The following is a 23,002-nucleotide window of genomic DNA, read 5'->3' as shown; positions in this document are numbered from 1 at the left end:
TGAAGTTACGTGCTGGCCTAGGCTGTTGATACGCAAAAAGCCTTTCGTCCCTCTAAGCAGGTGCGACGGAAGGCATGCATCCGATTTTCGCTTCTAGACAAACACCCGTGCAGTGACCCACCATTCGCTAATACAGACGCTCAATCGACCTGAGCCGAAGTCAAAAACAGCCAAGGGTGGCTTTGAGTAAGCCGGTGCATTGGCAGCAATATGCGCCTTGGCTGCTTCAGGACCGATCCGGTTCTTAACACTTCTAGCTCCGGGGCCAATTATGCGGCGCATAACTGAATTTTGTGCCACAGCCGCAGCCTGTCCCTTTTCGTCTTTCAAGCCGTGGGTTTAGCATCAAACTGGAACTGGTCATCCTTGCTGGTTGATTCATGTGCTTAAAAATGAATCAACAGTTTCAGCTAGTGCGTCCCAATCGGTGAATTCTCTCACACCATCTATCAGTTCAACGTCATGGCCCTCGAGTGCAACGTGGCGCACAATTTGACTTTGGTAATAATCGTAACTGCCGGTTCGCACGGCCCCTGCGACAAGTGCTTCCTGTGTTGGCTCGAAACCTGTGCGCATTTCCATCTCGGTCAGATAGTCTTGCGCTTCGTCCATGCTTTCTGGGAACGCCGCCTTGAGACTGACGGAGACCATGAGGGTCGATAGCTTAGCCAGTTCGTGCTTGGCGGCCCCGACCGCAACTTCAAACGCTTTCGGATGCCGGCGCTCGTGTACAGGTGCGGCAAGGATAACCTTACCTGCGCTTTCTAATGATAGATCGACCATTCTATCTGACGTATCGACAGTGGTGACATCGTGACCCGCCGCACGAATTCGAGATGTGATGAATTCAGCTATCTTGCGGGTCTGGCCTTCACCAGTTTCAAAAAGAACAACAATATTCATGGCTCACCTCTTAATGTGAAATTGATTTGCCAGCCAACTTTGCGCGGAATTTGCGCATCTCTCTTTGTTCCAGATCAATCAATCGGGCTTTCTTGGTCAAAAATGAGCGTGGTGGTTCTTTTGGTGTACTGATCTAGATCGATCGGCGCATTATTTGCTGCAGAGCTATAGACGTGCCCTAAAAATATGACCCTGTGCGCGAGCGTTCGCCATCTGAGGATAGTAGTCATCTAGAGGTGAGGGGAATGTAGCGACGATGCAGCGGGTGTATGCGATCCTCTTATAAATCAGGTCGCATGGCGATAGTGATCAGTGCGGATGTATCTCTTCTAGGCATCATGTTGACGCCCTTGAAAAGCACCTACCCACTGAGCTTATCGAGCTAGACACGCCCGCAACAGCAACTTACGCTTCCACTCAGAATTTCCGACAATAGGGGTGTGAGAACATGACAAGAATTTTTGCTTTAACAGTCGCCGCATGCGCGCTGATGACAACAACGGCTATGGCCGATGGGCACTGCGCCGCGGGCAAAACGCTAGACGAGGGCAAGTTCACCATCGCCACCGGTAACCCAGCTTATTATCCTTGGGTCATGGACAATGCGCCTGAAAGCGGCAAAGGTTTTGAGGCAGCCGTTGCCTACTCGGTTGCTGCTGAAATGGGGTTTGCCGCGGACGATGTCGTCTGGGTACGGTCGTCCTTTGATGAGGCCATTCAGCCTGGCGCGAAAAACTTCGATGTTAACATGCAGCAATACTCGATCACGCCGGAGCGTGATGAAATCGTAGACTTTTCTGCTCCTTATTACAGCGCGCCAATGGCTGTGTTGGTCAGCCCTGGTGCAATAGATACCGCACCAACAATGGCCGCCTTGAAGGCGTTGAAATGGGGTGCGGTCGGTTCAACTACTGCTGTGTCCAAATTGGCCGAGGTGGTGAAGCCAGATGGCGATCTTTTACTTTATGGCGACAACGCAGACGTCAACGCTGCGATGACAGCAAACCAAATTGATGCCGCCCTATTTGACCTACCAACCGCACTGTTCCTGAGCGCTGTCATGATCGAGGGATCAAAGGTCATTGGTCAGTTCCCTGCTGATGCGGGCGATAGCCTCGACCAGTTTGGCATGTTGCTAGAAGACGGGAACCCGCTGAAAGCCTGTGTTGATGAGGCACTTGCTGCGATGACAGAAAACGGCACGCTTGCCGCACTTGAAGCTGAGTGGATGCAGGACACCACCGGTGTTCCCCTGATCAAATAACATGGCAAATCGGGATGTGGCGGGCATGACCCGCCGCGAACGCTACGAGCAGCAGCAGCGGCGACGCGCGTCGCTGATTGCTGCCGCAAGTTCGACAATTGTCGTGGTGGCTTTGGTGGTACTTGTGCCCATGGCACCCGGTTGGGAGAAAGTTCAAAAGAGCTTTTTCAACGGAGCGGTCTTGGCCAAGTCCTTTCCTAAGTTGCTGGACGCGTTTCGGATAAACATTATGATTTTTGCGTGGTCAGCCCCCACCATCGCAGTCCTTGGGTTGTTGATCGCCTTGGCTCGCGATGTGAAATCTCCTGCGTTGTTTCCACTGCGCATCTTCGGGGCCGCATTTACCGACGTGTTTCGCGGTGTTCCGGTGATTTTGACCGTCTACCTGATTGGGTTTGGCATCCCGGGGCTGGGGCTGCCACGTCCGTGGAACTCTCCCTATATCTGGGGCTCGCTGGCTCTGATCCTGACCTATTCGGCGTACGTGGCTGAGATCTTTCGCGCTGGCATTGACAGCGTGCATCACAGTCAACGCTCCGCGGCCTTGTCGCTTGGCCTGTCGGAACGCCAAGCGATGCGAGACGTGATCTTGCCGCAAGCGATCCGCAACGTGGTGCCAAGCCAGATGAACATGCTTATTGCCCTGCAAAAGGACGTATCGCTTCTGAGCTTCATCGGTCCAGTTGAAATCTTCCGACAGGCGGGGGTGTTCAAATCCCTGCTGGCCAATTTCACACCTTACGTGGGGGCCGCAATCATTTTTCTGATCGTCACAATCCCCGCCACTCGCTACGCCGACTATTTGATGGCGCGCCAAACACGAAAGCGGCGCTGATGGCAAAACTAGAATTGCGTTCTGTCGTCAAACGTTTCGGCGATGTCACCGTTTGCAATGGCATCGACTTGGATGTTGAAGAGGGACAGATGGTTTGCCTGATCGGCGCATCGGGTGCCGGAAAATCAACGCTCTTGCGCTGTATCAACCTGCTGGAATCTATCGAGGAAGGTGAGATTTTCCTGGATGGGAGTGACATTGCGATCCCTGGACTTGATCCGCAAACAGTTCGATCGCGGATTGGTATGGTATTTCAGAACTTTAACCTGTTTCCGCACATGACAGCGCTGGAAAATGCAATGCTAGCACCACGGCGCGTACGAGGCTTGTCGCGCGCCCAGATACAGCCAGAGGTTGAGGCCTTGTTCGAACGGTTCGATTTGGCAGACCGTATGCAGAACTACCCCGATCAATTGTCAGGCGGCCAACAGCAACGCGTTGCAATCGTACGTGCGCTGGCGATGCGGCCTGAAGTGATGCTGTTTGACGAAATCACCTCTGCGCTGGATCCACAATTGGTGGGAGAGGTTTTAGATGTTCTCTTGTTATTGAAACAGGAGGGTATGACCATGGTATTGGCAACACATGAGATGGGTTTCGCGCGACAAGCCGCAGACAAAGTGTGCTTTCTTAAGGATGGGCGGGTCATCGAAGAGGGGCCACCGGCTGCGCTATTTGACACGCCCCAGATGGATGCAACCAAGGCGTTCCTGTCACGCGCGTTAAAGTAACATCGGCTGGTGAGCCGTTTAGGTCTCCCTAGCAAAATCTTTGCTTAAGCGGGCAGGGGCATTCACCTTGATTGGCGGCCCGGTACATCAGCTTAGCATCAAACGTGCAAAGTTCGCGTTACCGATCCCATTTCTCAACCTTCAGAGCCTTATCAACAGCGAACCTGAACAGCCTAATTTCCAGCGGCTTTTTTCTGGATATTTTCCAGAACAACCGACGATGCGGGATGGAGCGGTGCACTAAGGCCCTGCGTCGCCATGTTTTTCCAGCTTAGTCCGGAAAGCTGTGATATTTGGGCCTTTAGGCTATCGAGGTTTTCCAATGTGCTCTCGATGACGATCGCAACTTCGGAAGACGCCATATCGGCCCGGGTGACCAACGTTGCATAGACCGCGTAGGTATCAATTTCACCAAGTTGGTTTGTGTATGTATCTGCTGGGATCGTTATTGGGACGAAGCCTTTAGATTCTGAAAATACGCGGGTCAAAACAGGGCCAGATGGCGCAATTATTCTGGCGCCACATTCTGACAGCGCCCGCTCAACAAGTTCTGACGGATGTCCCAAAACAAGGAATGAAGCATCGATTGTGCCGTCGCAAAGTCCTCGAATTGATTGCTCTACTGTCAGCTCGTAAAATCCGCGATAGCCAGCTACATTCATTCCTGCTCGACGCAGTACCTCTTTGGCGGTCGCATGTCGCCCGGAGGATGCCAAGCCAATGTCAATTTTCTTGCCCGGAATGTCCTGCGATCGAAAAATTTCACTGTCTCGACCTGCAAGCATTGTAACGGCCTCTGGATAGAGCGACATCACACTGCGCAAATTCGACATTTTCTCGCCTTCAAACAACCCAGTGCCTTTGTATGCCGCAAGTTGCCAGTCAGACTGGACAAAAGCGAAATCAAGCTCTCGTGCTTGTAGCATCCGCAAATTATAGACGGACCCACTTGTGGGTTCCGGGCTGCACCTGACACTTCCACTGTTTTCGCTGTTTATTGAAGAGCACAATGCTTTGGCCGTTTGATAATAACCACCATCAAGGCTACCTGAACCTATGTTTATGAAGGTCAAATTCTCGGCATTGGCCGAAGTCGCCCATGAAGCCACAACAAGAGCTGATAAGAAGAATTTCATTCCCAATACTAACCTTAGAATTCCAATTCGGACTGGGAGAGGTTAGTTTGGAAATGACACCTCGTCCACGGTCAAAAAACCCCTTTCCGACAAATTGAAATTGTTTCAAACTACCATGGACAAATTAGTGTCAAAGAGTTGCCACAAGGCGGATTGACGGAAACATGCCCGATTTTATATTTGATGTTCCGCTCAAGACACTTGCGATCTGGTGCTCGGTTATAGCTATTTGCGCAATGGTCTTCGGATTGTTGATCGTGAAGCCTCTCTTTCGGCTGTTGATCGGGACGGGGCCTGACTTTAACAACTCCGTTAATCACGCGACCTCAACCTTCAGCCTCTTTTACGGCCTTCTGCTCGGACTTTTGACCGTTGCAGCTTACCAAAACTCCGAACATGTGCGCGAAAGCATCAACAACGAGGCGACGTCTCTTGCTGGCCTTTATGCCCAAATGGGTGCCTATCCAGAGCCAACGCGGTCAGACGTTAAATGGCTCATGCGCGACTACACACTTTTTACAATCCACAAGGAATTTCCCGCGCACCGCAAAGGCGAAGTCCTAAACGGCGGATTCAATAGGGCCGATGCAATCCGGCGTTCATTGTCGCAATTTGAGCCGGGATCAGACGGCCAACGCATTAACCACCAGCAAGCCATGTCCGCTTTTCAGGAATTCGCAACAGAACGCCAAAAGCGGTTAACGGGGGTCACTACAGAAATCCCAGATGTACTTTGGTACGCGGTGCTTGTGGGGGCCGTGATCAATATCCTGCTTTTGGTTCTTTTGAAAATGCGCCAGCTCGCTCATTTTGTACTCGGTACGATAACGGCATCTTTTCTGGGTGTGATCCTTTTTGTCATCGTGACGCTCGACCGACCCTTGCGAGGGGAGGCCGGCCTTGCACCTGTTGCTTATCAACTGGTTTGGGATCGGCTTATGGTCTGGGACGAACCCCTAGTTCAGAGGGGCGAATAATGGCGACATTTCGCATACGAGAAGTCGAAGGCATGCGGCAGGTCTGCATAGACGTCAAAAATGAAACTGTCCGTGCCGCGCATGGCGCTTTGTCCAATATGAACGGAAACATTTCCTTTACACCAAAGCTCCCCAACTTTGGAGATTTGTTCCGCTCTATCTTCACACGAGAGTCCCGTATTCGACCGTATTACAATGGTACGGGTACGATTAACCTTCAGCCGTCGCTGCGCGGTTACCACGTTTTTGATGTGCAGCCTGGTGAACGCTGGATACTTGAGCCGGGCGTTTATTGGGCAAGTGAGGGTGGCGTGAATTTAGGGCTGACAAAGGAACCATTTTGGTCAAGCTTTTGGGCAGGAGACGGCTTGTTTGCTTGGAAAACAACCATGGCTGGACAGGGGCAAACTGCGGTAAACGCGCCGGGGCCAGTGGAAGTTATTGACGTCAAAGATGGTGAGATCAAGGTTCAGGGTCGTCTGGTACTGGGACGCTCAGGCGATTTGGCGTTCAAATCCAAACGAGCTGCGCCTTTTCCACGTAGCATTATTTCAGGGCAGGACCGGCTAAGAATTTATCAAGGCACTGGCAAAGTACTGGTATCGTGGACGCCGTATTGGAACCAACATTTATACCAAAGAATGACCGACGCCGATGACGTGGACGGGTCATTGTTTCAGTAGAACATGTTCAAACGGGTAGCTATCTCGAGCGTGTATTCCATTGAGTTCAGCTTTGTTCTGCAACTCGGCCATAAAAGTCAAAAGCTCTCTCTGGGTGCACCAAGTTCCGTTCAAACGGGTTTGCGCCGACAATGCTCAACGCGGCATTCAGCGGTAGCAGACTAAAGCTAGCGTTCCGAAAGGTAATCGGCGGAGACATAACCCTTGATCGCTGGTGCGTCCGCGAGCGAGACTTCGCACCAGAGCTGACCCTCCTCTGTTACGCAGTTGCGACGATTGAGCCTAGTCCCGTCAGGCAAGCCCAAGACTACGCTATAATCAAGCCCAGGACCGGCCCTCAGTTTCAGCAATTCGTCCGGACCAGTCCGCTCGACCACTGTACGATCAGCAACCAAGTCGCTGCAGCTCGCGACGAGCATAAGCATTAAGATGACGGTAAGCGCGCTGCGGTGCATGATTTGACCTCGTTAATTTTCCTATGAATAGATCGACATCGAGGCAAAGCCTAGACTGCTTTTGCCGACGGTAGCTGTTAGTTGCATCAATTGCAGCAATGTGGACAAAGCCGGTTCCTGCCAATCCGCTATAAATGTCAGAGTTCGAGGCCGCTTTGCTTTCCGGCTACAGTTTCGAACTGCACTGCCACCTTAAACCGAACATTGACAAGACGATCCGTCGTGTCATTGCCGTTTCCGCACTGCTGCAGTTTGTTCATCGTGCTGCATTAGGTCGGATTTTGGCTCAGTCTAGTCGTCACCATTCAGCTCAATACTTGAAATCATTAGATGTCCTTAGGCACCGCCGGGAAAACCGGAACGAAATTTAAGATCCGCAAATTTCATTCACAGCCAGCTGACAAGTCTCGATAGTTTCGGCAGAGAGCTTTTAGATGACTTGCCGCCAAAGGGAAAACTATCATCTTATTACTCTCAAATGGCCTGTGTTCGCTCTACGGTTCAAAGAATCCGCAGTAATGCAAAGAAGGATGTGTTCAAGACCCAAGGTGAAGTAGGTTGCAGCAACCTATAGAAAGCTACGTTAGCACTGAAGGATTGCGGAGCGGTTCTGCGGCATTACACGGCGTGTTTCGGTCCCGCCACGGAGGTAGATGACACTCATCCATACATCGGTTTGAACCCTTTCCAGACCTTCAATACTGATCTGCGCATTCGCCAGCCCACCTGTACAGACGATCTCGTGTCGTTCTTCGCGCCGAATGCTGTCGTGGACCCTGTCAGGAAGCCCAACAGCCTCGCAGGTATCGGGAAACCGGTGTGTATTGAGGCGCAAGCCTATTCGCCCCGCGCAGGCACGCGCCACATTGTCTCAAATCGGTCGGGTGGCTTCTCATGAAGATGCAAGAGGCCGAGCCGTACCTCATGAGCCTCAGCCAATAGCGGCAAAAACACCAGACAAACCAAACCAAAAAATTGCACCCGGGATCCGCCTGATCATTGGGTTGGATCATCAAGCTCAATCACATAGTGCTGCTCTAATCTCTCGACCAAGGCCTCAGTTGCCTTGCGCTGCTGATCATATCGGTAGTTTCGGGTAACCGCGTCGCGCGCCATTTCAAATGTTACCCGCGGTGCATGCTGGATTTCATCCCTAGTTACCAAATGCAGGCCAAAACCCGACGGCACGGGCCCAACCCAACTATTGATGGGAAGGTCCAACAATAGTTGGTCAAAACCGCTGCCGAACAGTCCCTCAATTCCAACCGCCAAGGCCGTTAAAACACGCTGAGGTAGCATCGAGCGTTTGCCGAGGCTTTGCGTGTCTGGTTCCGGCTTGGCGTTCAATGTGGGCAGCAATGCATCGGCATTTCCGGCGGTGGTGGCCCCTTAGACAAGATAAAACGGGCGCCGGGACACACGGTCAGATCAGCTGTTTTGCGTCAGATCATTTTCAAAAACGCCACGAGGTCACCTTCTTCGGGTGGTGTCTGTGCAAGTCAATCCTGAGGAAGAAACTCTATTTCCTGGCGTTTGCGTCGCCGGATCACAACGCCATCCTCTCCAAGGTCGCGTTTTCATGCCTCCCGGTAAGACACCTCTTCAATTAAAAAGTCGTCGATCAACCCTTGTTGTTCAGATGCAGTGGGCGGGCGTTTTCACACCGTCTCAAATCTCTAAACAAGCCTGTCGACCCTTGGCGCATCCACGACAATGCGTTCCTTTTGGGATTCTGTCTGTGGTACAAACCCTGTTTAGATCGCAAACAACAAACCACCCAAAAAGGGGAATTGAGCCAAAGGCTCTTTCCAAAATAGTGCTATTTGACTCCAAATCAGCTAGTTGGGTGAATACCAGATTGGAGAAGTCCAAGCGCGCTCTTGAATCGTCGCGGGAACTTCGGGCAAGAGCGGCAAGCCATTCCTGACAGCATCGTAGGTTGTCCAGCGCGGCGTCGGAATTTCCAACGCTCTGGCGTAGTAAAACGCATGTTGATCAGGGTCGAAATCAGGATCTGACCAGCTTCCGACAAGAGTGGCTGAGCCGATGTCGTTGGTATAGAGCGCCGTTGTCAGATCGACCGTGTTGCCGATCGGTGGGAGCGCACCGTTGTCGTTTCGCGCACGATCACCTGCCCAGACGACATCAATGATCTTTTCTTGTGTTTCACCCGAGGCTGTTACCCAGCCTTTAATGACCTGAATGCGATCAAGGTTCGCGCCATCAGCGTCTTTCTCGGCGTAGAGGGTAAAGGTCGGTGCGTTATCGCTTTTCTCGAGCATGCCGCCCATAGGCACGCCCTTTGAATACCCGTCTTCGACCATCGCCACCGGATCATCTACCGTTGGGTTCAGGTCAGCGCCGCCAAACATACGCACTTTGAGCCGAGGGCCGGACGTTGCAAAAGTCTCGCGCCGTTTCATCGCATCCCAGATCGCCGCGCGGGTATTTTCGGTTGCCCAGACGCCGGCGATTGACCCGATGGAAAGGTCCACCCCATCAATCCAACCACCAACACCAGCTTTGCGGCGACGCTCAACGCTTCCGTCTTCGGGCCCGTGGCCGCCGATGAAGTCATCCTCGGCAACATCAGACGTCAGACCGTTGTGATTGTCTGTTCCACCGATAAAGCCCAACTGAAATGGATTGGTGCCCAGTTCTTGCTCGTAGGCTAGGCCAATCTTCAACCCTTCGCGAACAAAATCACGCTTTGAGAACCAACGGTCGGAGTTTTTCTGAATGGTGTCTCCATTCTCAAAATCGGCAAATTCATCCGCTGTCCAAAAGCTGCGATGAACTTCGGAATTCGCCTTGATCTGCATCATCTCGATCAGCGGTTCCCAGGTATTGCGGGCGGTCGCGTATTCCAGGTCAATCGCGTTCCCGTAGCTGTCTACTTCGGGGAACATCTGTCCCTTTGACGCATTTGAGTTATGAGGGATCGCCAAAAGTGTCGCGCCATCTTCATCAGTGGTTTTTTGCATCCACTGCCAAAGCTCTTCGACTTTGTTAGTGTCGTAGCTGGACAGCGGGAGGGCAGGGACCTTGTTGTCGCGGAAAATGACATTGCGGTGCATATTCCCGCCACCGGGGGCTGCGGACCATTCAAAACCGATCAACGCGGTAAAGGCTCCGGGATCGTTATGTTCCTCGGCGGCATCAATAATGATCTGCCATCCTGACGCAGTGGTTTCAGGGCCCATGTAGAACGGCGGATGGCTTGGGTTATCACCGCGATTGTTGGAAACGACGTATTTGAAAAACCACTGCTGTTTTTCCTCAAGGCTTTGCAGGCCGCGCAGCTTTATGAGGTCATCCTGCTGGTGTCCGGGCGCATCGGGAAAGATCGTTGAATACATCTCGCCGAGATATTCGACGTGATCGGTCACGGCGGCAAAATCCAAAGGCCGGCGCAATTGCTTGTGCTGGCCGTTTACCAGAACCGACTCGCCCTTGGCGAAACGCAGACTGTCGGAAGGCATTAACCGGGCTCCGCCGATATAGGCATCAAGCGACAAGGCTGTGTGCATGTGTGTCTCGCCGAAATATGCATTTCGAAGCGGATTGGATCCTTCCTGCGCGTGGGCGGCAAAGGTGGCCGCCACGAGTGCTGAAGCTGTCAAGAATGCAATTTTCATCATCGTTATCCCCGTCGGTCAGGTTAAAATGTCATTGTGGCGTTGAACCACAAGACGTCGCTCTCAAAACGGCGTTTTACGCCAAACTCTTTGTAGTATTTTAGCTTGAAGGAAACTGGGCGGCCAAACATTTCATCACTGTATGTGATGATTGGGCCCAGCCCAAATGCACGTGAACGCAGGCTGTCGACACCCAATGCTGCGCGGGTATTGTCGGCACCGGTGCCACTGTCGTCTTTCAACTGCTCATACCAATATCCCGAGCCGCCAAAGGCCCACCCTGATGGCAAATGCTGCATCGCTGTGGCTTCGAGGGTAAAAGCCGGTGCTGTCTGGTAGTCGGTCGCTTCATTATTTTCACTGAACAGGAAAGAAGTCGCCCCCGAGAATTCTCGCCCAGTTTTTGGATTGAAATGGGTCATCGATAGAACGGGCTGTATGCTCCAGATGTTTTTGCCGTTGCTGAGCGCATCAATACTCCGCCCTGGTATGTCGACAGACGCCGTGCTGTAGCTTCCGGTTGGGACAAAAATAGACAGCCCGGCGCTGTAGTGCAGCATGCCACTGTGCCACCCCACCATCGGTGTTATCGTGATGTCGCCGATCCCGCTTGTTTCATCGGAAATATCATCGCCTGCCAAAGGACCTGAGATGGCCTGAAAGCCAATGTCGGCGTCCAAAATCGGAATATTGAGGTTAAGCGCTGGCGTACCACCCCAGAGGGTGGATCCAAAAACATGGGTGAAACTCAGTTTGATGAGGTTCACATCGACGTCCGTGTCTGCAGCAATTGGCAAACCACCGAGGGACAACCCAGCAATACTGCCCGAAAAGGTAATAAAATCCATACCCACATAGGTCCCAGCTCCCGGCACAATCCCGGCAAAGCTATCACGCGAGCCAAGCAGATAGGCCGACGTACCACCCTCTAAGGCGTGCGCCTGAGGAGCTGAGATTGAAAGGCATGCTGCCATACAGAATGCGCCCAATTTGTAGTTTGTCGATTGTTGCATCTTAAGCCGCCTACTGAATCTAATAAATAATAATAATACGAATATTACCCGACTGCGCCAGTCATTCAGGTGTGTACCAGATTGGCGAAGTATAGGCCCGTTCTTGACCTTTGAGGGGGATAGTGTCCGGCAGGTCCAAGTTGTATTTGACCCGGTCATACGCCGTCCAACGCGGTGTCGGAATTTCAATCACACGGGCATAATAGAACGCCCGGTGATCAGGATTGAAATCAGGATCAGTCCAAACGCCTCCAAGTTCGGACGCGCCTATGGTGTTCGTCCAAGCCGGAACCGATAGGTCCACGGTATCGCCGACATGGGGCAATTTGCCATCCGCACCGGGCGTTCGCCCATCAGACCACGCCACGTCATAGACCCGTTCACCCGGTGTTCCATCATTATTGACCCAGCCCTTAACAATTTGAACCCGGTCAAGGTTTGCCCCCATCGGATCACGCAACGCATACATCAAAAAACTCGGGGATCCGACATTGCCGGTGTCTGGCATCAAGTCAGCGCCCATTGGCACGCCCTTTGAATACCCAACCAGGGCCAGATCGCGGCGATGCGAATCTGCTGTATCAAATTCCCAACCGCCGAACAGGCGCACGCGCATTCTGGCGCCCGTCGTTGCATAAACTTCGCGCCGCTCCATCGCATCAAAGAGTGCACCGCGTGTGTTTTCAGTCGACCAAACAGCTGTCAGACCGGATGTGATGTACTGATAGGTGTTCAAAGCGACCGTTCCATCCGCGAATTTTCTGCTGATGTGCGTTGCGCGCTCCGGGCTGGGCTCATAGGCGGTAAATTTGTTGAAGAAATTGTCGTTATCGGGCGTCGAAAGACCGGTATGCGTATCTGCAGCGCCCACCAGCCCGAATTTGAACGGGTTAGTCCCCAGCGCTTCTTGCAGCATCAAACCGCGTTGCAGTCCGGAACGCACGTATTCGCCCGGCAGCATGTCAACGGTCTTTCTCTCGCTTGCGTCGAGGTTACCATAGTCCCACGTTTCGAAATCCGCGAATTCATCCTCTGGGGACAACAAAGGATGCGCTTCGCCATCGCCCTTCATTTGGTTGGATTCGTAAAGACGTTCCCACTTTTCTCGGGCCTCCGCATAAGCTGCATCAAAAGGTGCACCGTCTGCAAAATCGTCCTGCAGGGCAAACATCATCCCGTTGGACACATTTCCATTGTGTGGAATGGCCAACACGTCACCCCCGGTTACGTCTTCATAATTCTGCAGCCACGTCCAAAGATCTCGCGGATTTGGTGAACCAATAGGCGGTGTGGTTGTATAGGGAACAATTTGGCCGGCCCGTTCTGGCCCGTCGCGATAGATCACGTTGCGGTGCAAGTTGTTGCCCCTCACCAACGACGTCCATTCGTATGCAATGAATGTCGTGAATTTACCGGGATCGTTAAACTCTTCCGCAGCAGCGACGATATCATCCCAGACGCGTTTGTAGGCGGGGTTGCCCGGTTGGTAATTCAACGCCGGCGATAGGGTGCCTTGACCAAAGAGGCCAACCAGCTCTTGCGCCGCTTTGAGTGCTTCATCTCCGCCCTTGTTGAAAGCTTCATTGAACTTTCTTCCCTGAGGGTCGGCCAGAATGTTAGGCGCGCCGCCGATAATGTCAGTAATCGCTCCCATGCCGTCTGAATGATCAGTGATCATGTAGAAATCAAACGGCCGAGACAGGCGCACTGGCTGGCCGGTATTGGATGTGACTTGCTCGCCTCGTGCAAAGCGGTAAGCGTCGCGCGGCAAAAGACGCGTGCCGCCCCCACCTGCGTCCGCTGAAAGGGCGGTGTGGACGTGGGTATCGCCAAAATAGACATTCGTGGGAAAACTGCGATCAGCATAAGGAGAATATGGCCGTTCCTGAAATGGATTTTTCAGGCCGTCAAGTGAAGGCGTATTCTGTGCAGAAACGCCTGCGCTCGCAAACGAAGCCCATGTGAGGGTACAGGCAAACACATTTAATAGCCGCATGGCTTCATCTCCTTCATTGCAGTTCTGTTTATCGAAGCTGCAACCTGACGGATTGCTTGCGTAATGATTATCAGAAACTCTCACACAATCGGAGATTGGGTCAAGGTAGCGTTGAAAAAACCCGTTTTTGAAACTGCAAGGATCATCAATTCTGTGCGAAATAAATGTAGATGCGATTCAAGAATTTGATATCTAAGCCTGAACCTTGTTCTGGAAGGACCACTCCAAATTGTGAACCATCAACAAGAAACGTTCTTGTCGTGCTCACGATACAAGATCAGGTTCAATTGGGGTGAAGGGTGCCTGCGCTGCGTCGGCACAACGCAATAGTTAACCAATTGAATTGCATACGCCTTGTTAGTCGCTAGCACCCTGAAGGATATGCCCTTGATGAACAGTGTCTATCGTTTTGCCCATCCTGATCCGCCCCTAAGCGGCCAAATGCATTTGATTACCTTTTCGAACAGACAAGTCACGGAGATGGCGCATGCCAGTTTCGAATCCGGTCAGGGCACAATTCTGGAACTTGCTCGCTGCAAAGACCGTAACCGTTCAAACTGGATTTATGGATCAGGTTACGGTAATCTCAAAAAAGACTAGGGAATTAATCCTGCAATTCCATGAAATTGCATCCCCTATCTGTCTTTGTGAAATGGAGCGGGTAACGAGAATCGAACTCGTAACTAAAGCTTGGGAAGCTGCCGTGATACCTTTTCACCATACCCGCGCACTCGGGTTCTGGGGTAGTCGGGGCGCTGGCCAGCGTCAAGTCGATTTGGCAAAAAGGAGCGAGACATGCGCTATAAGCCTGAAGGGTATACCAGCCTCGCACCTTATCTGATCGTGCCAAATGCCGAAGCAGTTTTGAACTTTGTCGAAGCTGTTTTCAACGCCAAGCTATTGCGGATCATTCACCGGCCTGACGGCGGCATCATGCATGCAGAAGCGCGCATCGATGACACCGTTTTGATGGTCGGTGAAATGCCAGACGGCCCTCAAACCCATTTGCATGTGTATGTCTCGGACCCCAAAGCCTGTTTTAGCCGCGCTATTGAGGCTGGTGCCACGGTGGTACAACCCCTCGACGGTCAAACCGAAGATGACCTGCGCGGCGGCTTGCGTGACAGCTTTGGCACCGTGTGGTGGATCGCCAAAGAGGCCGGCTAACGCGCGTCTGCCGTGTAAAAGTGAATCTCAGCCGGAAATCCACTTGCCTCAAAGGGCAGTAACGCCTCTGTCAGGGCCTTTTCCAATTCTGCGCGGGCAGCCGCATCCGCTCCGTGATGCACTAACGCCCGTTCCGCAGGGCCAATCGAGCAATACAGGTGCGCCATGGTCTGCGCATCTCCCGGCATCGGCAAATGCAGCGACTGAGTATCCGTTCGGATATTCGTCAGACTGGCTGCGTGCAAGATGCTCTCAACCCGCTCTGGATCGCGAAACGCAAAGGGGCCGGGGGCGTCGGGGTCTGTCTTGGGCACCGGTCCGAGCACGTCTTTTGCAATTCCTGCGGGCATGGTGAAATATGGATTACCCCAGATTTGCCCCCAGCATCCCATAGAAAGCTGTGCGCCGGGTTTCATCGCCTTTGCAACGTTGGAAAACGCTGCTGAGGAATCGTCAAAAAACATCACGCCGAACCGCGAAATCACGCGGTCGAACTGTCCGGCGTTAAAGTTGTGGGTTGACACATCTGCGGCAATGAAATCGATCTGCGATTTCCCTGCGGCTCGAGTTCGTGCCAATTCCAACATTCTGGGTGAAATATCAGCGCCCAATACATGTCCCGTTTTGCCTACCAGATCAGCGGCCGCAAGGGCGCTGATCCCAGTGCCACAGCCGATATCCAGGACCTGATGGCCCTCTTCTAGGTCCGCGCGGGTCAACACGGCATCCAACACAGGGGCAAGTAAGGTGTCCATCACATCTGCATGCTGCACCCATTCGCGCCCAGCCACATCGCCCCAAAACTCCGCCTGATCTGCGTTATCGTTCAACTGCGCCTCCTCCGACGTCCGCCACCTTTGTCGCCACCGCCAGTATTGAACGTAGCGGTTGGCAAATCAACTAACGCACGCAGGATCGGAAACGGCTCCACCGCATTTGGCATGGCAGAGGCATTCACAAAATGCTCCTGAAAGCGTGGCTCAATTGCGGTCTCAATCTTGTGAATTTCACGCACGGTTTGCTCGATTTCGGCGCGAGACTCAGTGTTCAGCAATGCAATCCGCGCGCCAGTTCCCGCCGCATTGCCCGCTGAAGTAACCTTGTCCAACGGCGCATCAGGGATCATCCCAATGACCATGGCGTGTTTAGGGCTGATATGGGCTCCAAAGGCACCGGCCAGCACGACGCGGTCGACATTATCCACACCAAATTTATCCATCAGCAATCGCGCCCCAGAATACAGGGCCGCCTTTGCCATCTGAATTTCGCGAATGTCGCGGTTGGTTACCGTGATGTCCGGCCCCCCCGACGCGGTGCCATCATAGACCCGGTAGGAGTTGGTACGCCCATCGGCAAAAACTGCTGCCGATCCGGTTTGTTCCGCGGTTCCGATCAATCCCGGCGCGTCGACGATGCCATGAATGCGCATTTCGGCGACCATCTCGATGATCCCAGAGCCGCAAATGCCCGTGACGCCCGTTGTTGCAATGGCGTCGTCAAACCCGTCTTCGTTGGACCACAGATCGCAGCCAATCACCTTAAAGCGCGCGATTTTGGTGACGGCATCAATCTCAACCCGCTCAATCGCACCGGGGGCAGCGCGCTGCCCGGAGGAGATCTGCGCGCCTTCAAAAGCCGGGCCAGTGGGCGAAGAGCACGCCAGCACTTTTTCGCGGTTACCCAGCAATATCTCAGCGTTGGTTCCCACATCGACAACCAAAACGAGATCGTCCGATTTATCTGGCGCTTCAGCCAAGGCAACAGCTGCAGCATCTGCGCCGACGTGCCCTGCAATGCACGGCAAAATGTAGACCCGTGCAGAAGGGTGGATGTTCAAATCCAGATCATCAGCCCGCAGGCGCAGCGCATTCGACGTTGTCAGCGCAAAAGGGGCCTGACCCAGCTCAAACGGATCAATCCCAAGAAACAGATGGTGCATGACCGGATTGCAGACAAACACCGTATCGACGATCAGGTTCTTGTCGATTTGGCCTTCGGTCGCGATCTGGGTGAACAGAGCATTCATCCCTTCGCGTACCGCAACTGTCATCTCTTCGGCGCCACGGGCGTTCATCATCGAATAACTCACCCGGCTCATGAGGTCCTCGCCAAAGCGGATCTGCGGGTTCATCACCCCCGAAGACGCAATCACTTCGCCCGTTTGCAGATCGCACAGATGCGCCGCAATCGTGGTAGAGCCGAGATCAACGGCGAGCCCATAAATGGTCCCGTCATAGAAACCGGGCCAGATGTGCATGATCCGCGGCGAATTTTCGTGGTCGCCCAAGTGCACAGCAACCGTCACCTTCCAGCCGCCCTTGCGCAGGACCGGCTGCATTGTCTGCAGTATGTGCAAATCGGCGACGACGTCATCAAGTTCCCACTGCTCGAGAAGGGCAGCCCGTAGCCGTTCCAAATCGCCCGACGGGTCATGCATGTCCGGCTCGACCACCTCGACGTAATAAAGTTTGGTCGATGGGTTCAAAATAATGTCGCGTGCTTCGGCACGTTTGCGCACGACTTGTTTATGCACCTGGCTTTCGGGCGGCACGTCAATGACTACATCGCGCTGCACCGTTGCTTGGCATCCAAGGCGGCGACCATCAATCAGCCCCCGCTTGTCTTTATAGCGCTGCTCGACGCTGTTCCATTCAGACAGGGCATCGCTGGCAACCGTGACCCCATGCTTGGAAAACTCACCAAATCCTGGTGAAATCTGGCACTTCGAGCAAATCCCCCGACCGCCACATACGGAATCGAGGTCCACACCCAATTGCCGCGCAGCTGTTAGGATTGGCGTGCCAGTGGGGAAATGACCCCGTTTGCCAGACGGCGTGAAGATGACCAGCGGATCGTTACTCATTCAGGACATTCCCTCTCAATTCAAAGGCACCATAGCGATAAGGCCCGCAGGGAAAAGCCGACAAGCGTCAATAAACACATCGCTTGCGTCATTTAGAGCGTCCGCGTTTTCGTTGAGGTCCATGCTGAACCACGGCTGCACCTGAGCGCGACCTTTGATTTGGCCTCATTCCCTCTTTTCTTTCTCACCTTTCCATGAGATAGCAAACCGCCAAATGAACCCCGTAAAAACCCCCAAATATTGAGGTATGTGATGGAGATTCGTGAGGCCCTGACCTTTGATGATGTGCTGTTGGTTCCGGGAGCATCTTCGGTGCTACCGTCGACGGCGGATACCCGCACACGGGTAACGAAAAGCATCGCGCTCAACATTCCACTTCTGAGCTCTGCAATGGACACCGTAACCGAAGGCCGTATGGCCATCGCCATGGCGCAGGCTGGTGGCATGGGCGTTGTGCACCGCAATTTGACCATCGAAGAACAAGCCCGTGAAATCCGCCGCGTCAAACGTTTTGAAAGTGGGATTGTTTACAATCCGATCACTTTGCATGCCAACCAGACACTCGCGGATGCCAAAGCGCTGCAAGAGCGGTACCGGGTTACCGGTTTTCCTGTCGTTGATGAAGCTGGCCGGGTCGTGGGCATCGTCACCAACCGTGACATGCGTTTTGCCACTGACGATTCCACACCTGTACGTGTGATGATGTCGTCAAACGATCTGGCCATCCTGCACGAACCCGCAGACCGCGACGAAGCAATCAGCCTGATGAAGGCGCGCCGGATTGAGAAATTGCTGATTACCGATGGCAAGGGCAAGCTGACGGGGCTTTTGACCCTCAAGGACACAGAACAGGCCGTGTTGAACCCGACCGCTTGCAAAGACGATCTTGGGCGGTTGCGCGTCGCGGCTGCGACGACCGTGGGCGATGCCGGTTTTGAGCGCAGCCAAGCGCTGATAGAGGCCGGGGTTGATATGATCGTGATCGATACCGCGCATGGTCACTCCGAAGGTGTGGCGCGTGCGGTTGAACGTGTCAAAAAACTGAGCAATGAAATTCAAGTTGTCGCTGGCAATGTGGCCACTGGCGAAGCCACGCGTGCGTTGATCGACTCAGGTGCCGACGCGGTCAAAGTCGGCATTGGTCCAGGTTCTATCTGCACAACACGTATGGTTGCCGGCGTAGGCGTCCCACAGCTGACCGCAATTATGGATTGCGCGCAGGCCGGAGGTGACATTCCTGTTATTGCAGATGGCGGCATCAAGTTTTCAGGCGACTTTGCCAAAGCGATCGCGGCCGGGGCGTCATGCGCGATGGTTGGCTCAATGATCGCGGGAACTGACGAGTCCCCCGGTGAAGTCATTCTTTATCAAGGCCGTAGCTTCAAGTCTTACCGCGGCATGGGATCGCTTGGTGCGATGGCGCGTGGCTCTGCAGATCGGTATTTTCAAGCAGACGCTGCCAGCGACAAACTGGTCCCCGAGGGCATCGAAGGGCAGGTCCCATACAAGGGCTCTGCAGGCGCGGTCGTTCACCAGTTGGTCGGCGGTTTGCGCGCCGCGATGGGCTATACCGGATGCGCCACTGTTGAAGAGATGCGAAGCAACTGCAACTTTGTGAAAATCACTGGCGCGGGTTTACGTGAAAGCCACGTCCACGATGTTCAAATCACCCGCGAGTCCCCCAACTATAGGGTTGGTTAAGTTTTTAAAATCAGCGTCTTACGGATAAATATTGAAGTGGAATTTGCACTATGACACCGGCAGCCAGAATTTCCGCCGCCATTGAAATCCTTGACCAGATGAACGACGGACTGGCCGCTGAACAAGCCTTGACTCGGTGGTCTCGCAACAGCCGGTTTGCGGGATCAAAAGACCGTGCCGCGGTGCGGGACCACGTATTTGATGTTCTGAGGCAACGTCGCTCTGTGGCCCATTTTGGCGGAGCGGAAACCGGGCGTGGCTTGATGTTGGGGTTGCTGCGTACCCAAAATGTTGACCCAGATGAGTTCTTCACCGGGATTGCCCACGCACCTGCGCCTTTGGCTGATTATGAACGCGCGTATCTTCCTGAGACTGCAGCGCCCGACGTTGCGTGGGACTTGCAGGATTGGTTGATCCCAGATTTCGAAGCCTCTCTTGGTCCACAGGCCAGAGATACGGCGCTGGCACTTCAGCATCGTGCCCCCATTTGTTTGCGGATAAATACAGCGAAAACAGATTCTTCTGCGGCACAGCTCTCGTTGATCGAAGACGGTGTAGAAACGGTTCCCAACCCAACCGCGCCACATGCTCTTAGTATCACGGGCGGCCCACGCCGCCTGCGCGCCAGCCGCGCATACCTTGCTGGAGAGGTTGAATTACAAGACGCCGCGAGCCAATCAGTTGTGGCCGAACTGCCCCCAGGTGCCCGCGTGCTGGATTATTGCGCAGGAGGTGGCGGCAAATCGCTGGCTTTGGCAATGGCACCAAATCGTACCGTTTTTGCGCATGATATCGATCCGCGCCGGATGTCGGATTTGGATACGCGTGCGGAAAGGGCAGGCGCGAACATCACGCAACTGGCTACGCAGTCCCTTGCAGATCACGCCCCTTTTGATCTGGTGCTGTGTGATGCACCTTGTTCAGGCAGCGGATCATGGCGCCGTGCTGCCGAAGCGAAATGGACGCTAACGCCTGCGCGCTTGACCGAGATACAAGGTATTCAGGACACTATTCTTGAGGCTGCGTCCGCACTTGTGAGCGCTGATGGCATCCTCGCTTACGTGACGTGCTCAGTCTTTCAAGTGGAGAACGAGGCCCGGATCGATGCATTTTTGGCGCGGCATCCGGAATGGGTTTGCACCTACCAACGCCGTTATACCATTGATGAAAATGGCGATGGGTTCTTTGCGGCACACTTGACGCGATCATAAGCTACACAATACACAACCATAACGAGTGCTACTTCCGTGGTTAAGCGGCGGTTAACATTTCGCGCGCATAGTTAGAATTCAGATTCGCGCAATATGGGGGAAAATGTGGTAGAGCTAGCGGTCCGCGAAACAGCAAAACCCCGATTTTCCAAAGACGTCCTATCGCGGTTAAGGGGGGTCGTTCTAGCAGCGGTCGTCTTTGGTGTGTTGGCGTTGGTGGCTCCAAGCGGGACGGCGCAACTGGCGCTATCAGCGGCTTGCGCGACATTGTTGGCGATCTCGGGAACCCTCATTTTGTTGGTCCGGCGCAAGAATGCAGTGGAAAAAAGTGGCTATGCAGCTGTTGCCATTTTTATCGAAAGAGACGGCAGCCCAAGTTTTGTAACATCGTCTGATGGCCACATACACGTCCGTAACCCCGCGGCCGAAAGACAGTTCAAGAACACGCCAAGCGATACGTTGGTCGGCACATTGGCAGACAGTTTTGCGAATCCCGGCGGCATTGTCTTTCGCCTGCAGTCTCGCGCTGAGGTCACAGGGTCTGCACGTGAAGACATCGTCACGCGCACCGGTCATGTCCGACTTTCAGTCCATGACATGTGGCCCAGCGGGTTTGTCTGGCGTGTTGAGCAGGTCGCAGAACGCCCCGCACCAAAAGGCAGCCACGAAGGCGGTAATTTACCAATGGTCATGATCGGGCGCACGGGTGCTATCCTTTTCATGAACGACGCCGCGCGCAGTTTGACCGGCGCGCGGGTCAAAGCATTGGACCATCTGTTTACGCAATTGCCGATTTTGCCAGGCACCGTGATGGATCTGTCCACAACAAATGGCGTGGCCAAGGTTTTGGTGGCCCAGGTCGCTGCAGGTGCTGGGCGTCAAGCGCTCTATTTTCTCCCCGCCCCTGAAGCTCATGGCACTGAACAGCATGGCAAGTCGCAGAAATGGCAGATGTTCCAAGATCTGCCTGTGCCAATGATCAAAGTCGCCCCCTCTGGCGACGTACAATCGTTCAACCGAATGGCAGCTGAACTCTTTGGGGTTTCGCTGAAAGAAGGAGCGCACCTTTCTGCGCTAATGGAGGGGTTAGGTCGGTCCATCAACGATTGGCTGCGCGACACGCTTGCCGGGCGTATGGTGCAAAAATCTGAATTTCTGCGGCTTACACGCGGTGACCGCGAAGTTTTTGTCCAGGTTACGCTTAACCGGGTCACGGAAAACGGAGAACCGGCGCTTATTGCTGTATTGAATGATGCAACTGAGCTCAAATCGCTGGAGGCACAGTTTGTCCAAAGTCAAAAAATGCAGGCGATTGGGCAACTCGCAGGCGGTGTAGCGCATGATTTCAATAATTTGCTCACCGCAATCTCTGGCCACTGCGATCTGCTGCTATTGCGCCATGATCAAGGTGATCCGGATTACAGCGATTTGGTTCAAATTAACCAGAATGCAAACCGCGCGGCAGCCCTTGTTGGGCAGCTTTTGGCGTTTTCGCGCAAACAAACCTTGCGGCCAGAAACCATCGACATGCGCGACACATTAGCGGACCTAACCCATCTGCTGAATCGCCTGGTCGGAGAAAAGATCACTCTCACGCTCAGCCATGATCCGGTTTTGCAGCCGATCCGCGCTGATAAACGGCAACTTGAACAAGTGCTGATGAACCTGGTTGTGAACGCGCGCGATGCAATGCCTGCAGGCGGTGAAATCAGGATTGTGACCGAATGCATGTCATTGGCCGACCCGTTGATGCGCGATCAAGTCACAGTACCTGTAGGCCAATATGTGACGGTCCAGGTCAGTGATGACGGCACCGGTATCCAGCAAGATAAGTTGCAAAAAGTGTTTGAGCCTTTCTTTACAACCAAACGAACTGGCGAAGGAACAGGTCTTGGCCTTTCCACGGCATACGGGATCATCAAGCAGACCGGTGGCTATATTTTTGTCGATAGCACCGTGGGGCAGGGTACCTGCTTTACGCTATATTTCCCGGTTTTAGAAATTCCCATGGAAGCGATACCGAAACCTGCTGTTGCGGCACCACGTCCCGCAGCCAAGCACGGTGACGGTGTGATCCTTTTGGTCGAGGACGAAGCACCAGTGCGTGCTTTTGCCAGCCGCGCCTTGCGCATGCGTGGCTATACAGTACTCGAGGCGGATTCTGCAGAAGCCGCGTTGCGCACACTTGAGGACGGCGATCTGAATATCGACGTCTTTGTTACTGATGTTGTGATGCCCGGCATGGACGGCCCCAGTTGGGTGCGCGAAGCCTTAAAAGAGAGGCCAGGTGTGCGGGTTGTATTTGTCTCGGGCTATGCCGAAGACAGTTTCGGTGAAGCTCAGATGAAAATCCCGAATTCCGTGTTTTTGCCAAAGCCGTTCTCGCTTAGCGATTTGACGGAAACGGTCCACAACCAACTAAATTGATT

Annotated in this window: 20 protein-coding genes and 1 tRNA gene; 10 read left to right on the top strand and 11 right to left on the bottom strand. The window is 53.6% G+C overall.

Features of this window, described 5'->3' with window-relative positions:
* Nucleotides 1-378: 378 nt before the first annotated feature.
* On the bottom strand, nt 379-903 hold the full coding sequence (locus tag C1J03_RS11775) for a flavodoxin domain-containing protein (RefSeq protein ID WP_114886698.1): 525 nt from the start codon (nt 901-903) through the stop codon (nt 379-381).
* 448 nt (nt 904-1,351) lie between these two features.
* On the opposite strand from C1J03_RS11775, the gene C1J03_RS11770 reads away from it, so the two are divergent.
* Genes C1J03_RS11770 through C1J03_RS11760 form a run of 3 tightly spaced genes read left to right on the top strand, consistent with a single transcriptional unit; the run spans nt 1,352 to nt 3,733 of the window.
* Nucleotides 1,352-2,167, top strand: a complete 816-nt coding sequence (locus tag C1J03_RS11770; RefSeq protein ID WP_114886696.1) for an ABC transporter substrate-binding protein — start codon at nt 1,352-1,354, stop codon at nt 2,165-2,167.
* Nucleotides 2,168-2,192: 25 nt separating this feature from the next.
* The gene (locus tag C1J03_RS11765) at nt 2,193-3,002 is read left to right on the top strand and encodes an amino acid ABC transporter permease (RefSeq protein ID WP_114888975.1); all 810 of its coding nucleotides are present in this window, start codon (nt 2,193-2,195) and stop codon (nt 3,000-3,002) included.
* Nucleotides 3,002-3,733, top strand: a complete 732-nt coding sequence (locus C1J03_RS11760; RefSeq protein WP_114886694.1) for an amino acid ABC transporter ATP-binding protein — start codon at nt 3,002-3,004, stop codon at nt 3,731-3,733. The genes C1J03_RS11765 and C1J03_RS11760 overlap by 1 nt, the downstream gene beginning before the upstream one ends.
* A 173-nt stretch (nt 3,734-3,906) precedes the next feature.
* Here the strand turns inward: C1J03_RS11760 and C1J03_RS11755 are convergent, their stop codons facing one another.
* Nucleotides 3,907-4,869, bottom strand: coding sequence for a TAXI family TRAP transporter solute-binding subunit (locus C1J03_RS11755; RefSeq protein WP_114886692.1), 963 nt, complete (start codon nt 4,867-4,869; stop codon nt 3,907-3,909).
* Between the two features lie 164 nt (nt 4,870-5,033).
* On the opposite strand from C1J03_RS11755, the gene C1J03_RS11750 reads away from it, so the two are divergent.
* Together C1J03_RS11750 and C1J03_RS11745 are read left to right on the top strand one after the other, a co-directional pair.
* Nucleotides 5,034-5,846: a bestrophin-like domain gene (locus C1J03_RS11750; protein ID WP_114886690.1), complete on the top strand. Its 813-nt coding sequence runs from the start codon at nt 5,034-5,036 to the stop codon at nt 5,844-5,846.
* Nucleotides 5,846-6,529, top strand: coding sequence for an AIM24 family protein (locus C1J03_RS11745; RefSeq protein ID WP_114886688.1), 684 nt, complete (start codon nt 5,846-5,848; stop codon nt 6,527-6,529). Before C1J03_RS11750 ends, C1J03_RS11745 begins: the two co-directional genes overlap by 1 nt.
* A 167-nt stretch (nt 6,530-6,696) precedes the next feature.
* On the opposite strand, the gene C1J03_RS11740 is transcribed toward C1J03_RS11745, so the two are convergent.
* From C1J03_RS11740 to C1J03_RS11720, 6 genes are all read right to left on the bottom strand, one after another.
* Nucleotides 6,697-6,954 carry an SH3 domain-containing protein gene (locus C1J03_RS11740; protein WP_441351115.1) on the bottom strand — a complete coding sequence of 86 codons (258 nt, stop codon included), beginning with the start codon at nt 6,952-6,954 and terminating at the stop codon, nt 6,697-6,699.
* 613 nt (nt 6,955-7,567) lie between these two features.
* Entirely contained in the window at nt 7,568-7,819 is a 252-nt protein-coding gene (locus C1J03_RS25330) for a hypothetical protein (RefSeq protein WP_162798520.1), read from the bottom strand.
* 161 nt (nt 7,820-7,980) lie between these two features.
* Entirely contained in the window at nt 7,981-8,343 is a 363-nt protein-coding gene (locus C1J03_RS11735; protein WP_114886684.1) for a peptidylprolyl isomerase, read from the bottom strand.
* 479 nt (nt 8,344-8,822) lie between these two features.
* Entirely contained in the window at nt 8,823-10,625 is a 1,803-nt protein-coding gene (locus tag C1J03_RS11730; protein WP_114886682.1) for a DUF3604 domain-containing protein, read from the bottom strand.
* Nucleotides 10,626-10,645: 20 nt separating this feature from the next.
* Nucleotides 10,646-11,635, bottom strand: coding sequence for a SphA family protein (locus tag C1J03_RS11725; protein ID WP_162798519.1), 990 nt, complete (start codon nt 11,633-11,635; stop codon nt 10,646-10,648).
* A 61-nt stretch (nt 11,636-11,696) separates the two neighbouring features.
* A complete protein-coding gene (locus C1J03_RS11720; RefSeq protein WP_114886678.1) occupies nt 11,697-13,631 on the bottom strand; it encodes a DUF3604 domain-containing protein in 1,935 nt (644 codons plus the stop codon).
* Nucleotides 13,632-14,021: 390 nt separating this feature from the next.
* Between C1J03_RS11720 and C1J03_RS11715 the strand changes: the two genes are divergently transcribed.
* Nucleotides 14,022-14,231, top strand: coding sequence for a hypothetical protein (locus C1J03_RS11715; RefSeq protein ID WP_114886676.1), 210 nt, complete (start codon nt 14,022-14,024; stop codon nt 14,229-14,231).
* 53 nt (nt 14,232-14,284) lie between these two features.
* On the opposite strand, the gene C1J03_RS11710 is transcribed toward C1J03_RS11715, so the two are convergent.
* Nucleotides 14,285-14,358 (bottom strand) — tRNA-Gly (locus tag C1J03_RS11710).
* Nucleotides 14,359-14,426: 68 nt separating this feature from the next.
* Here C1J03_RS11710 and C1J03_RS11705 point away from each other — a divergent pair.
* Nucleotides 14,427-14,798 (top strand): VOC family protein, encoded by a 372-nt coding sequence (locus C1J03_RS11705; protein ID WP_114886674.1) that lies wholly within the window; start codon nt 14,427-14,429, stop codon nt 14,796-14,798.
* Here the strand turns inward: C1J03_RS11705 and C1J03_RS11700 are convergent.
* Together C1J03_RS11700 and C1J03_RS11695 are read right to left on the bottom strand one after the other, a co-directional pair.
* Complete coding sequence (locus C1J03_RS11700; RefSeq protein ID WP_114886672.1) at nt 14,795-15,628, bottom strand: class I SAM-dependent methyltransferase; 834 nt, start codon at nt 15,626-15,628, stop codon at nt 14,795-14,797. The genes C1J03_RS11705 and C1J03_RS11700 overlap by 4 nt on opposite strands.
* Nucleotides 15,625-17,661: an ASKHA domain-containing protein gene (locus C1J03_RS11695; protein WP_114886670.1), complete on the bottom strand. Its 2,037-nt coding sequence runs from the start codon at nt 17,659-17,661 to the stop codon at nt 15,625-15,627. Before C1J03_RS11695 ends, C1J03_RS11700 begins: the two co-directional genes overlap by 4 nt.
* 252 nt (nt 17,662-17,913) lie before the next feature.
* Between C1J03_RS11695 and guaB the strand changes: the two genes are divergently transcribed.
* From guaB to C1J03_RS11680, 3 genes are all read left to right on the top strand, one after another.
* Nucleotides 17,914-19,362, top strand: coding sequence for an IMP dehydrogenase (guaB, locus tag C1J03_RS11690; RefSeq protein ID WP_114886668.1), 1,449 nt, complete (start codon nt 17,914-17,916; stop codon nt 19,360-19,362).
* A 50-nt stretch (nt 19,363-19,412) separates the two neighbouring features.
* Nucleotides 19,413-20,573 (top strand): RsmB/NOP family class I SAM-dependent RNA methyltransferase, encoded by a 1,161-nt coding sequence (locus tag C1J03_RS11685; protein ID WP_114886666.1) that lies wholly within the window; start codon nt 19,413-19,415, stop codon nt 20,571-20,573.
* A gap of 93 nt (nt 20,574-20,666) precedes the next feature.
* Entirely contained in the window at nt 20,667-23,000 is a 2,334-nt protein-coding gene (locus C1J03_RS11680; protein WP_114886664.1) for an ATP-binding protein, read from the top strand.
* Nucleotides 23,001-23,002 lie beyond the last annotated feature (2 nt).

Source organism: Sulfitobacter sp. SK012 (assembly GCF_003352085.1).
Lineage (GTDB): Bacteria > Pseudomonadota > Alphaproteobacteria > Rhodobacterales > Rhodobacteraceae > Sulfitobacter.
The sequence above is the reverse complement of the archived record's forward strand: the minus strand, read 5'-3'. Positions and strand labels throughout refer to the sequence as shown.

Bases quoted from the DNA above. Each gene is read 5' to 3' on its own strand.
- C1J03_RS11765 (WP_114888975.1), top strand. From the start codon at position 2,193: ATGACCCGCCGCGAACGCTACGAGCAGCAGCAGCGGCGACGCGCGTCG.
- C1J03_RS11730 (WP_114886682.1), bottom strand. From the start codon at position 10,625: ATGATGAAAATTGCATTCTTGACAGCTTCAGCACTCGTGGCGGCCACC.
- guaB (WP_114886668.1), top strand. From the start codon at position 17,914: ATGGAGATTCGTGAGGCCCTGACCTTTGATGATGTGCTGTTGGTTCCG.
- C1J03_RS11745 (WP_114886688.1), top strand. From the start codon at position 5,846: ATGGCGACATTTCGCATACGAGAAGTCGAAGGCATGCGGCAGGTCTGC.
- C1J03_RS11770 (WP_114886696.1), top strand. From the start codon at position 1,352: ATGACAAGAATTTTTGCTTTAACAGTCGCCGCATGCGCGCTGATGACA.
- C1J03_RS11695 (WP_114886670.1), bottom strand. From the start codon at position 17,661: ATGAGTAACGATCCGCTGGTCATCTTCACGCCGTCTGGCAAACGGGGT.
- C1J03_RS11705 (WP_114886674.1), top strand. From the start codon at position 14,427: ATGCGCTATAAGCCTGAAGGGTATACCAGCCTCGCACCTTATCTGATC.
- C1J03_RS11685 (WP_114886666.1), top strand. From the start codon at position 19,413: ATGACACCGGCAGCCAGAATTTCCGCCGCCATTGAAATCCTTGACCAG.
- C1J03_RS11760 (WP_114886694.1), top strand. From the start codon at position 3,002: ATGGCAAAACTAGAATTGCGTTCTGTCGTCAAACGTTTCGGCGATGTC.
- C1J03_RS11755 (WP_114886692.1), bottom strand. From the start codon at position 4,869: ATGAAATTCTTCTTATCAGCTCTTGTTGTGGCTTCATGGGCGACTTCG.
- C1J03_RS11725 (WP_162798519.1), bottom strand. From the start codon at position 11,635: ATGCAACAATCGACAAACTACAAATTGGGCGCATTCTGTATGGCAGCA.
- C1J03_RS11740 (WP_441351115.1), bottom strand. From the start codon at position 6,954: ATGCTTATGCTCGTCGCGAGCTGCAGCGACTTGGTTGCTGATCGTACA.
- C1J03_RS11715 (WP_114886676.1), top strand. From the start codon at position 14,022: ATGAACAGTGTCTATCGTTTTGCCCATCCTGATCCGCCCCTAAGCGGC.
- C1J03_RS11680 (WP_114886664.1), top strand. From the start codon at position 20,667: ATGGGGGAAAATGTGGTAGAGCTAGCGGTCCGCGAAACAGCAAAACCC.
- C1J03_RS11750 (WP_114886690.1), top strand. From the start codon at position 5,034: ATGCCCGATTTTATATTTGATGTTCCGCTCAAGACACTTGCGATCTGG.
- C1J03_RS11775 (WP_114886698.1), bottom strand. From the start codon at position 903: ATGAATATTGTTGTTCTTTTTGAAACTGGTGAAGGCCAGACCCGCAAG.
- C1J03_RS11720 (WP_114886678.1), bottom strand. From the start codon at position 13,631: ATGCGGCTATTAAATGTGTTTGCCTGTACCCTCACATGGGCTTCGTTT.